Here is an 11128-nt window from a genome sequence, read left to right as displayed (position 1 = left end):
AGTTTTTTTTATAAATATGTAAAAGAATTATGCTAATTTATAATTTTATTATTTTCTTGAGTGGAATGAATTTCATTTAATATTTAAAATAGAAAAATTCTGAAAAGAGGAGTTATTGAATAATTGCAGTTATATAATATATATTAAGAAATATAGAAAAAAATATTTTAAAATTACTATTGGTTTGTTTAGAATTAAAATAACTAAAAATTAATCAAAAGTATAGATTTTGTGTTCACAGTGCTTTCCTTCAGGCCTTCTTAAACCTACATTCACATACAGAGCTATACGATTGTCATTTTCACGATGTTGAAAAGAAAGGCGTAAATGCCAAGCCGTCTGAATTGTTGTTAATAAATCGATTTCATATTCTAAATAACTAGGTTCTTTCTTTCGATTCCACCCTTGTCTAGAAGAAAATTCGCAAGCCCAATTAGGATGAAAGCGATAGAAGAAATGAATTAAAAAAGTATTTCGTCTGTCAGATAGAGCTGAATTAAATAAATTGTTTTCAGAACGAAAACTATCAAGAAAAAAGTTTTCTTCATCGACTTTACGCCAACTATAAGCGCTTCTGTGACGATACTCGATAGCTAAGGCAAAGTCAGCGCTTAATGTCCATTCAGAGCGAAAATTAAAATGATCAAATAGATGATGTTGAAAATCCCAGGCTGTTTGAATCGTGTGTTTAATAGTAGAAATAGAGGAAAAGACAAATTTTCCATAAAGTTTGGGAAAAGTTCGAGCAATCGTTTTGGAGTTGAAAAAAGCGTGAGTATAAATATTTGCATAAAAAAGTTGTGAAATGCCGTTTTGTTCTTTTAATAACAATGAATTTTTAAAACCTATCGTTAATTTGTTTAAGCGAGCCCAACCATCTGTAATATCAAAAATGTAATGTTGATTGGGAGATGAAGTAGGAGATGTATAGTAGTGAAAAAATGAATAGGGGATAATAACATGTTTAAAGTCGCCAAGATGTTTATAAAGTTGTGTTTCAACTCGACAACCGACTAATCCCAAACTAAGGAGTTGAGAGGTATGTTTTGGGCTATTTCCATAAAAAATTTCTATAAAACCCATTTGAGGGGTAATAGTTACAGGGCCTGCAATGAATGGCCGATATAAAGTAGGTCTATATTCAAACCGATTGGAAGCATAATTAGGAACATCCACTATGTGTTTGGAATACTTAAAATCTAAGTAAGAAACACTAGCCCAATTTTCAAATATAATTCCCGTTCTTTGCAAAGGAAAAGGCTTAAAGTTTACTGACAGGGTAGGAAGCTCTTGTTTAACGGTTTGAAAACTATTAATACGCAAACGTGTGTATAAATTTCCAATCCACAAATCTTCTTGTCTTCTGATTAATACTTGTGTTCTTTCTGACGGATCAAAGTCAAAATCTCTATCGTGGTAACTACTTGGCATATCTCTATCACTGATCTTGTCATAAGTCATTAAGATACTTACTTTATCTTGATCTAAGAGTGTTTTAAATAACCCTTCAAAACGATAGCGGGCTTTTTCATTTGGGTCCAAAAGAGAAGAATCTCTAGCTAAATAATTAATGCTTTGAAATTCCGTTTTACGATCAACAGAATGATATCTTGTTTCAATACCTCCTCCTGGGCCTCTAGCTAAACGATAATCAAATCGCACAAATGTTTTCCAACGATTCCAAGAAAATATTTCGTAAGTAAGTCCTACGCGTGGCCCCTGTCTTCCTCCCCATCTAAAACGATAACGAATAGGGGAATCAAAAATAGAGTCTAAGTTAGCACTTAAAGAAGGAATCCATAAAATAGTGTATTTTTTGAGTTTTAGTTGTACATCATAAGCTTTCAGGTGTCGTCCTTGTTTGACATAGACATTATTTGAATAAAGACCCCATTCGGGTTGTTCGTTTTCCGATGTCGTAATATAACCATTATATAAAACATAACTACCATCACAGCGCATTTCAATTTTTTCGCCTCCGAAAAACCAAGGTTCTATCGCTGTTCGTCCATATTCAATAAAACCTTCTTTTTTTTGAAAGTCATAGTAGAGTTTTTGTCCTGTAAATAGGTAATCTCCAAATTCGATCATGAGCTGGTCTTCTGCTTCAATTGTTAAAATCGGAGTTTTATCGATCATTTTTTTTGTATAACGGATGACTTTTGCTTGGATACGAAGGCGAGGTGCAGAAATCACCCCTCCTTGATTGGTTGTCATAACACCATCTATATAAAGAGGTTCTTTTAGGTCGACAGTGATGCCTTCAGCAAAACCCTCATGTACGACTTTAACGGTTTCTTCAGCATAATTGGAGGGGCAAAACCCTAAAAATGGAAGAAGAGATAAAAATAAAATGAAGGGATGAAAACACATGGATATACGTTTGATAAGATAAAAAGAGCAGATTATACGATGAAAGCGATTAACTCAAAAGGTGAGAATGACCTATTTCAGAGTAAAATGGATAGAAATGCTAGAGATACCTAATTTTAATTTTTGAATTTTTTTAAATGAATCAATATATAATAAAAACATAGTGATATTTACTTTTTTATTTAAAATAATTTGAATTCATAAAATCGGAGCAAGAAATAGATTAAAGTTTTTGAGATGTGTATATTTTAACAATATAATGACGAACTTATGATTCTATTAAAGTTCTATAGATAAAAGAAAATTTTAGCGATTCATTGTCACAAGGAATCCAATTATTTTTAAAAGAATTTTGCTATTGGTTTTATGCAGCAAGTTTGGACATACAATCTCTCACTTTTGCCAGAAAAAATGTCCTCAAATTTAAGCGAAAATCGAAAGGAATTAATTGATGATTTGATCAGATATCAGACATCCAAGAACAATTTTTGGCAGATACAGCTCTTTCGGGAAAAAAGTATTTCGGTAGGAAGGAGCAGGCTATTTGATGCAAGAATCTGGAGTAAAAGAAGTTTTAGCATTGTTTTCTAATACTGATCCTAAAACAATCGATTTTAAACAAGAAGAAGCAAGCTTAAATCAGCAACTTAAAGAAGTTTGTGGAGAATAAAGATCATTTTTCTATCCACATTTTAATATCATTTCTTGAAAGAAGTTGAATTAAATTTAAAAGGCTTAGAAATTGGCAAGTTTTTAATTTACAAAAGCTTGTCGATACTCCTTTCAGAGAAATTTTCCAACAGATTAATTTATTGTGTGGCTCGCAACAGAATACCAGCCAAGGCATACTTATTATTGGTTTGATCTTGACTAATGGCTTCCAAAAGCGCTTCAATTCCTAGCGTATCTTGATTAATCGCAAAAGCTTCATATATTTTAATTAAAAGCTGAGAAGCTTCAGCGGGAGCTAGTTGATAACTATTTTCAGTTAATTTCCAAGGATTTGTAATAGATCCTTTAAATCGAATAAATTCAGTTTCTCGTTGAGTTTTGATCCACTGTCTGAGTTGTTCCGCGTAAGGGCCTTTTTCTTGAAGACGATAAAGTGTCAAGTTACAATAATGACGCACAAATGGAGCTCCTAATTGTTGTTGATGAGCTTTTAAGCAATTGACTGCGTCGTGAGAGCCTATTTCTTCTAACAAGCTAGTAACTAAAGGAATAAGCTCATTTTGTTGTGATTCAAAAATGGCATGAGCAAGAACAATAAAAAAAGGCTCGGAAAGACTTCTTACGGTTTCAACGACAGATTCTTTAAGGGTTATATGTTCTTGATAATCCAGGTCACCTTCCATGATTTGGCTAGCTGAAGGAATGATTTTCCAAATTTTAAAAGTTCTACCAGGGGAATGATCAAGAACAAATGCATAATCTTTTTTATGGCGTAAAATGATCTCTTTCAAATAAGGAAAACAAACCGTATTTTTTTGATTTAATAGAGCTAAAACAGCATTAATGCGCAATTGAGGATTTGAGTGGTCTAAGAAGTTTGTAAGAACCACACTTTTTTCAGGAATTTCTCCTAAAGCTTGAATGGCAAATAAATTTTCTTGTTTTGCCATTGCTTCAATAGCATCAGCAGAGGTGTTGATTCCTAATTTATATAAAGCCAAATGGGCCGCTAAGGCAACTGTTGGATAGGGAGAAAAGGTTAATTTTTGCAATTTGTCTTTGCTATACCCATCGTGAAAAACTCCGAGAGCATGTGCGCAAGCTTCTTGGTGAATTTGATTTCCTTGAAAAGCCTGTTGCCTAATTTGTGGTAGTAAATCATCTCTTTTATATTTAGCAATGCTATGGATGACTGACAGACGAACTGTTTCAGAAGGATGATGCAGTAATTTTCTTAAGACCCTTATAGCTTGTGGAGTTCCCACGGAGGCAATTAAAGGTGGATAAAGAGAAATTAGAATTTCTGGCGTTTTATACATAAGAGATTCAGCTTGATTAATAGAGGCTGGATGATTTTTTAAACAAAGTTGTTTTAAAGCTTCTAGTCGAATTAAAAGTTGATTAGATCCCATCGCTTTAAGAATCATTTGATCAGCTTTATCACTTTGAAGGCGAGCTAAGGTATTCAATGCAATCAATTGAATTTGAGGATAACGATTTTTTAAACCAGCTTCTAAGATATAATAGGCATCTTCATGAGCAGAAACACTTGCCCCTAGCAAAGACAAAAGTTCAATTTCAGGATCAGATTGCCTATATCCAAAATCTAAAATCCCTAATCCTATATGATGTAAAAGTTCAAAATCATGCAATTCATTAGCTTGAAGGTTATTCATGTAGAGATTTAATGCTTGAGAATGATCTCCTTGCTGGATAAGAAAAAGAATACGCCCGTTTTGAGAAGTATGGATTTCTTTTGTTTGCAAAAAAAAATGACAAAATAGAGAGAATAAAACCCCTTTTATGACTAAATTGAGATTCATTTAAAACTCATTGTTTAAATTATCAATCTTTTAAATATTTCCAGAGATCGATGCCTATCTCAGATAGACACAATCTCAAAGTATTAATAGGAAGTCCCATTACATTATAATAACATCCTTCCAGCTTTTTGATGATCAAACTTCCCGCTCCTTGAATCATGTATCCACCCGCTTTGTCTGCACAATGAATCTTCTCTTGATATTGATGGATTTCATCATCTGTCAATGAATTAAATAAAACTTTTGTTTCTTCAAATTGTTGAATTTCTTGAGTTTCATTTGATACGTTAACTCCTGTATAAACGGAATGCCAATGGCCAGCAAGTTCACGTAAATTTTGAAAAGCTTCTTCTTTACTACGTGGTTTTCCAAAAACTTTTCCTTCTTTGTAAACAACAGTGTCTGCAGAAATGAGAATATCTTTAGGAAATTGATATCTAAGTGATTTGGCTTTACCAGCGGATAAACTTAAAACATAGTGTTCTGGGTTACCTTCAAATGGGACAGCCTCTTCATCAAAGAAAGGACTCACTTGTTCAAAGGGAAGAGAAAAAAAATTTAAAATTTCTTTACGACGAGGAGATTGTGATCCTAAAATTATCTTCATTGTTATTATCCCTAGCTTAGAAATATTTGCGGGAAAAGTTGAATTTTTTGTTTATCTAAATTAAGTTTAGGACAATAAAGTTGCAACTGAGTTTTAATCTTTTCTTCAATTTGTTTTAAAGATTTGTAAGTTGGCATCTCCTCGGTAAAAAAACCAATATATTCTTTATCATTGCAATAAGCACTCTCAAATATTTTTTCCAGTTTCCACTTTTGTCTATTTTCTTGAGACGTTTGTTGAAGATGTATTGCAATTTCTCCTTGTAATAAATAGCCTAAAAAGAGACGTATTTGGATAGGGTTTGACATGAAATAACTTTATGAGAAGTTTATGATTGTTTTATCAAAAAATAGGTTTAAGAGATTATTCTAGAATTAGCTTACTATACGATATAGGCCATCCATGATTAAGAATGTTTTATCTCGATGAATCCCTTGAATATATTTGGGACAGAAGTTGAGTATCAAGATTTACTTCATCAACCTCTTGAATTTGACGAAACGTTGATGCAAGATAGTCGGGGTTGCGTCCATCGTTTAAAAGTTTCTTCCAAATATTCTACCTTTTGGGAGACAGTTCTTTATTGGATTCAAATTCACCTTAATAAAAAAGGTCATTTGGATGCAATTGATAAATTATTATCTTCTTTTGATTCTCAAATCCTTCAATGTTCTTTTTTAGCAGCTAAAGAATTTAAAGAAATCAAATCTAATCTGGAAAGTTTAAAATCATTGAAAAATGATTATCATTTTTGACAATCAATTGACATTAAAGTGATTGATAAATGGTTGGCGGAAATTGAAGACAAAGCTTTTTCTATTTTTGAGTATAGTATGCAGAAAATGGCTAAAGAACAAGAAGGAGAAAGGAAATTTTTTTTTATTTGTAACAGAAGAGGTCAATTTATTTGTTATAAATTTAATTCATGACCATCAAAATAATCTACAGCAAATTAAATTTTTTTTTTAGCCTCTTCTCAACATTTAATTAAACTTTTTCAAAAGCGTACTGAATATATCTACATTTACTTATATAAAATTAAAATGTTAATAAAGAATATTAAGTTATTAGAACATGAGCACCAGGACAAATTTACAATTCCCTTTTTTGTAGAATATGTTTACCAAATGCGTAAAAAATTGACAAAAGGATTGAATCTCATTGAATTGCAAGTCATCACTCTAATTGATCATTTAAAAATTGCTTATCAAGTGAATGCCAGCAAAGATGTTATTAAAAATTTATTAGCCACTCTTGAAGTTAATCCGCGTGAAATAAGGCAAAACGAGGAAAAAGAAAGAAACAATTTACTGGCTGAAGTGAAAATTTTTCAGAGTCTATTGTTTACTTAAGATTAAAACAATTTGTTTGGGCGTAGCTCATTCTATTATTATTGGGCCAGCCTTTTTTTTAATCGATCTGAAAATGTAAGAGCAACAATATCCAATAAATTTTGATGATTTTTGATAGATCTATTCTTTTCTAATCTATCTAAAATCTGTTGTCCATTGATTAAAATAGATTCAAGTGAAGATGGAATAAAATTAATTTTATTAAGATGAGGATGTAAATAATACCTGTCATACATAGAGACAAATAAGGTTGTCAGCAAATGAATATCAGCTTGCAATTCTTTTTCTTTAGATCCTTGTTCAAACTGCTTCGTGTAAACATTTAATTTATTTAATAAACTTGATTCAGTCCAAAAAAATAGAAGAACTTCTTCAGGATGTATCCCTTTGAAGTCCGGGGGGGTATAGGCATCTGCAAGTGTAGAATGAATGAGTTGGTAACGATATAGCATATAGTAGACAGAATAAATAAAAAGCTTAATTCCTATCAAAATATGAGGGATTTCAAAATTTGGGTTTAATTTAAAAAGAGGATCTGGAGTTGTTCCTCCATGAATAATTTTTCGTTTGACTTCATAAAAATCGTCAATCCATTTCCAAAATAGCTCTAATGGTTTTGTAAATTTCAACGGAAGGAGAGGGCGAAGTTTATGTTTAAAATCTGCTGTGACTTGTTGATCATTAAGATCGAATAAAGCTTCAAAACTCGAAGCTAAAAAGACTACATCTTCTGGTTCAAATAAATATTCAGCAAACTGGAATTCTTTTTCAAAAAGATTAACAAACCGTTGAAAGAAGCGATCGACAAAATATCGGATGGAGCGAACGAGACGTTTATAGGCATGAATGGTAGCCATGTTTTCATGGGGCGCAGATTGATAAATTGTTAGCAGCGTTTTTCCCAGTCCTTGGCAGATGTCTTGATCAAGAAAATGAATACAAACAGTTTCTTCGCGATAACTCTCATTGATGTAAAGCTTTTTCCAGTTATCTTTGTTTTTAATAAAATCGAGCGTACAAGGGATGATTTTTCTAAAGGCATTAAAAGAAGGAATTTCATTTCCATAGTAAAGGTCTCGAAAAGTACAAGCAAAATAAAGCAAATAAAGAGCATCGACTAAAACAGCCTCTCTTTCTGAAACAGGGATTTGATTTGAGATAGAAATACATGTTGTTTCTTTAGGATATAGTTTGATTGTGTTAATCCACTTAACTTTTTCATTACCCACCTTAGCTTTTATTTGACCAATAGAGTAAATGTAATTTTGAAAAAAAAGATGTTCAGTTTGATTTAAATAAGTTGAATATTGGGAAGCAGGCCAAAAGATAACAGCTTCAAATTGAATACATGTTTCTTTTGCTAATTCAACAAAGGGGAGGCAAGCATAAATTTGATAATTCAAATTACTATTATCCATTATCCACCTTAATCAAAGAATTTAAATATTTTTTTATGCAAACTGAATGCCATTTTTCTCAAAGTTTCTTTATATTTCACTAAGGAGATATTTCTTTAAATACTTTGTCCCAAATAATTGAGGGGCATTTTTATTGTTGAGCATAAAAAAATCGAAAAATTAAATTCTCAATTAGAAAAATTATCCAAAAGGCGTAATTTTAGATTTGTGAAATGAAAAAGGCAGATCCGAAGATCTGCCTTTTGATCACTGATTTAGAAAATCAGACCTTAGTTCACAATTAAGCTCTCTTCTTGTGTGATCGGATTTTTAATGAAATCCGAGCTTACTTGCACTTTAGGACGTAAATCACCGCGACTATTAGCCTTAACAGTGATATAGTACTCAAGTGTTTGCCGAGGAGCGAGATTTGGGAATGGAGCAAATGTAACTGTTTGTCCCTTTAACTGAGCTGCAGATGCACCAGATGCATTAACTGGAGTAAGCTCGCTTGGGAAGTTGACAACAACATTTACATTTGTATCATACTCTTGACCTTTGTTAGTCACAATCACTTTAAAGCGGCTTGTTTCACCAACACAAATTGGATTATCGGAATTTGTTATACCGACATCAAGAGCTGGGCGTCCTTTCCAGTTTGTACCAAATTCGCAGCTAGAGTTGCAACCTTCACAGTTAGTGACATTAACTCTATTAACAAAATAGCCAGGTGTGCAAGTTGTCAACGTAGCGTTGAATGTTGCTTTTTCACCAGCTTTTAGTTCTTTAAGTTTCCAAATAGCTTGTTTGCCATTAATGTTTGCACCAGAAGCTGTCACAATACTTGTTGCAGAAGGAGCTGTATCTGTAACAACAACTTCATGAAGTGACTTGTCACCTGTGTTCACAACTGTGATTTGGTAATCAGCATTTTGTCCGACAGGAACTTCTTTAGGTCCAACTTTTTGGCATTCAACTTGGCAACATGCGACACATGTGCAAGCTTCGCAAGATGTTTGATTAGCATTGCAAGCTGTTACAACTGCTGTATTGCAGAAATTTCCACGATGGCAAGTTGTTAAGCAGAAGTTCATTTTTTTCGTTTGGCAAGGCTCTAAGGTGCCTAACTTAAAGTTAAGAGTTTTTTGACCACTAGCATGTTCTAGTCCATCTGGGATATTATCAGTAATGACAACATCTTCGGCTGGGCATGTACCAATGTTTGTTACAGTAATTGTATAGTTGATGGGTTCATTTGGACCAACTTCAGCTGGCGCATGTTTTTCACAAACAAGAACAGGTTTTGCACAAAGGAGAGCGCAATAGGCAACTGGGGTTGCTTTCACGCAGAAGCATGTGCAAAGATCACCTTCTCTTTCGCTTTTTAACCAAATTCTAGCTGGAACAGTTTGTCCTCGATTCATGCTGCCAAAAGACCAAACAACAGTACGGCCATCAACTTTTGCTTCTGGTTGGCTTCTCAAATAAGTTACACCTTCAGGAAGAGTAGTTGTTAGAATAACTTCACAAACATCACAGCTAGTAGAAATTTCTAAATCTAGAGGATATTGGTCACCAAGAATACACATTTTGGGATTTCGAGCTTTAACTGTTACCCCATTTGTAGAGCACTCACCTGCAGGTCCAGCTTTACATTGCTTTAAAGGAGCTGCACACTTAGGAGGGCAGTGCTCTTGAGCAACTAAAGGGTAAGCAGGTTTGCTAGTCGCTTTTTGTGGAACCGCGCATGACTGTGGTTCACAAACTGGCCGACATGGATTGAGAGTTTTGCAAGGCTCTGAACAAGGCTTGCATACAGGAGGACAGATTGGTTTACTTGGCGCACAAATCGGGGCCGAAGGTTCGCAATAATCGCTGCTTCCGTGTGAATTGGAACAGCCTGTCCAAAGAAGTGCCGAAACACCTAAAAAAACCAACGAGGTTAATATCCCTAGTTGTTTTCTCATAAAGACTCCTTGGTTAAGGTCTTAGTTGTAGAAGATTTTGGATAATTCTTTTGAATTATAAATTTAGAGTCAGTATCGTTACATGCCCTACAGTTTTTCTGATCTGATTAAGAAAGATGTCTTACTTACCGACCTTTATGAGCTGTATTTTTTGCGAAACTTTTAGATGGCATGGGGTGTGTTTGAAAACTTCGCATTCATTTAAACTCATTGTTGAGTTTTTGTGTTTGACTTTTTCAATTTACACAACTCCTTTGCCAATTACTTAAAACTTTGTAACTAAGCAGAGAGATTATTCATCTGCTTTTGAGTTTCACATGCATTGGCATGCAAATCGCATTTTAGTAGCAATCACTGTTGTCAAAATATTTTGGTTCGCATACCGGCTTTGGAGAACATGCCCTTGGCTCGCAGTAACGTGGCTTTGGAGAACACGGCTCACAGCTTGGGTTACGATCGAAACAGCAGCTAGATAAAGACAATACTAATGTAGCTAAAAAGCCTAAACCTAAAAATTTTTTCATGAAAGAACTCCTGTTAGTTTTTAAAAAGTGTAAAGGATAACATTCGTCATTTTCTATTACCCATTTATATATCGCCTTTTTCTTCATGTAAGCATGTTGATTAGGGGTCGATTAACAAAAAAGTATTTATCTCATTAAATACGCCTTAAGAATTAATTGTTCCAGAAGATTTTTTTAATTAAAAATGAGTTTTGCTAGAAACTGTTTTTAACTCCTTGGTTTTCAAATTGATAAAAATTTTCAAAGTGCAAAAAAAATCTCTTTAAAAAAATTCTAAAAAAAACAGAAAAATAGGAAATGATAAGCAATAAATAAGTTTTCCTTGCTTTAAAAAGCCTTCGAAATCTATTAAAAATATGATTAAGGTATTAGATTTCTTGAAATTTTTGTTAAACACAAAGAATTGGTTAGAT

General features: G+C 33.2%; 10 protein-coding genes. 4 read left to right on the top strand and 6 right to left on the bottom strand.

Annotated elements, in window-relative coordinates; genetic code table 11:
• Nucleotides 1–210: 210 nt before the first annotated feature.
• Nucleotides 211–2373 (bottom strand): hypothetical protein, encoded by a 2163-nt coding sequence (locus BU804_RS06000; protein WP_075883381.1) that lies wholly within the window; start codon nucleotides 2371–2373, stop codon nucleotides 211–213.
• A 544-nt stretch (nucleotides 2374–2917) separates the two neighbouring features.
• Here BU804_RS06000 and BU804_RS15315 point away from each other — a divergent pair.
• The gene (locus tag BU804_RS15315) at nucleotides 2918–3043 is read left to right on the top strand and encodes a hypothetical protein (RefSeq protein ID WP_255371572.1); all 126 of its coding nucleotides are present in this window, start codon (nucleotides 2918–2920) and stop codon (nucleotides 3041–3043) included.
• A 139-nt stretch (nucleotides 3044–3182) separates the two neighbouring features.
• On the opposite strand, the gene BU804_RS05995 is transcribed toward BU804_RS15315, so the two are convergent.
• The 3 genes from BU804_RS05995 to BU804_RS05985 are packed head-to-tail and all read right to left on the bottom strand — an operon-like array spanning nucleotide 3183 to nucleotide 5783.
• Nucleotides 3183–4868 (bottom strand): HEAT repeat domain-containing protein, encoded by a 1686-nt coding sequence (locus BU804_RS05995; protein WP_075883380.1) that lies wholly within the window; start codon nucleotides 4866–4868, stop codon nucleotides 3183–3185.
• Between the two features lie 22 nt (nucleotides 4869–4890).
• A complete protein-coding gene (locus tag BU804_RS05990) occupies nucleotides 4891–5475 on the bottom strand; it encodes a Maf family protein (protein WP_075883379.1) in 585 nt (194 codons plus the stop codon).
• An 11-nt stretch (nucleotides 5476–5486) separates the two neighbouring features.
• Nucleotides 5487–5783, bottom strand: coding sequence for a hypothetical protein (locus BU804_RS05985; protein WP_039357270.1), 297 nt, complete (start codon nucleotides 5781–5783; stop codon nucleotides 5487–5489).
• Between the two features lie 117 nt (nucleotides 5784–5900).
• Between BU804_RS05985 and BU804_RS05980 the strand changes: the two genes are divergently transcribed.
• Nucleotides 5901–6230, top strand: coding sequence for a hypothetical protein (locus tag BU804_RS05980; protein ID WP_075883378.1), 330 nt, complete (start codon nucleotides 5901–5903; stop codon nucleotides 6228–6230).
• 288 nt (nucleotides 6231–6518) lie between these two features.
• On the top strand, nucleotides 6519–6827 hold the full coding sequence (locus tag BU804_RS05975; protein ID WP_075883377.1) for a hypothetical protein: 309 nt from the start codon (nucleotides 6519–6521) through the stop codon (nucleotides 6825–6827).
• Between the two features lie 38 nt (nucleotides 6828–6865).
• Here the strand turns inward: BU804_RS05975 and BU804_RS05970 are convergent, their stop codons facing one another.
• A complete protein-coding gene (locus BU804_RS05970) occupies nucleotides 6866–8245 on the bottom strand; it encodes a hypothetical protein (RefSeq protein ID WP_075883376.1) in 1380 nt (459 codons plus the stop codon).
• A 269-nt stretch (nucleotides 8246–8514) separates the two neighbouring features.
• On the bottom strand, nucleotides 8515–10191 hold the full coding sequence (locus BU804_RS05965; RefSeq protein ID WP_075883375.1) for a DUF11 domain-containing protein: 1677 nt from the start codon (nucleotides 10189–10191) through the stop codon (nucleotides 8515–8517).
• A 317-nt stretch (nucleotides 10192–10508) separates the two neighbouring features.
• Between BU804_RS05965 and BU804_RS13325 the strand changes: the two genes are divergently transcribed.
• Nucleotides 10509–10667 (top strand): hypothetical protein, encoded by a 159-nt coding sequence (locus BU804_RS13325; protein WP_155117116.1) that lies wholly within the window; start codon nucleotides 10509–10511, stop codon nucleotides 10665–10667.
• Nucleotides 10668–11128 lie beyond the last annotated feature (461 nt).

This window comes from Candidatus Protochlamydia sp. W-9, from assembly GCF_001950615.1.
GTDB lineage: Bacteria > Chlamydiota > Chlamydiia > Chlamydiales > Parachlamydiaceae > Protochlamydia > Protochlamydia amoebophila.
Note: the sequence above shows the minus strand (reverse complement) of the source record. Positions and strands in the feature narration are given on the sequence as shown.

Excerpts from the sequence above, each read along its gene's own strand:
- BU804_RS06000 (WP_075883381.1), bottom strand. The coding sequence starts at position 2,373 with ATGTGTTTTCATCCCTTCATTTTATTTTTATCTCTTCTTCCATTTTTA.
- BU804_RS05995 (WP_075883380.1), bottom strand. The coding sequence starts at position 4,868 with ATGAATCTCAATTTAGTCATAAAAGGGGTTTTATTCTCTCTATTTTGT.
- BU804_RS05990 (WP_075883379.1), bottom strand. The coding sequence starts at position 5,475 with ATGAAGATAATTTTAGGATCACAATCTCCTCGTCGTAAAGAAATTTTA.
- BU804_RS05985 (WP_039357270.1), bottom strand. The coding sequence starts at position 5,783 with ATGTCAAACCCTATCCAAATACGTCTCTTTTTAGGCTATTTATTACAA.
- BU804_RS05980 (WP_075883378.1), top strand. The coding sequence starts at position 5,901 with ATGAATCCCTTGAATATATTTGGGACAGAAGTTGAGTATCAAGATTTA.
- BU804_RS05975 (WP_075883377.1), top strand. The coding sequence starts at position 6,519 with ATGTTAATAAAGAATATTAAGTTATTAGAACATGAGCACCAGGACAAA.
- BU804_RS05970 (WP_075883376.1), bottom strand. The coding sequence starts at position 8,245 with ATGGATAATAGTAATTTGAATTATCAAATTTATGCTTGCCTCCCCTTT.
- BU804_RS05965 (WP_075883375.1), bottom strand. The coding sequence starts at position 10,191 with ATGAGAAAACAACTAGGGATATTAACCTCGTTGGTTTTTTTAGGTGTT.
- BU804_RS13325 (WP_155117116.1), top strand. The coding sequence starts at position 10,509 with ATGCATTGGCATGCAAATCGCATTTTAGTAGCAATCACTGTTGTCAAA.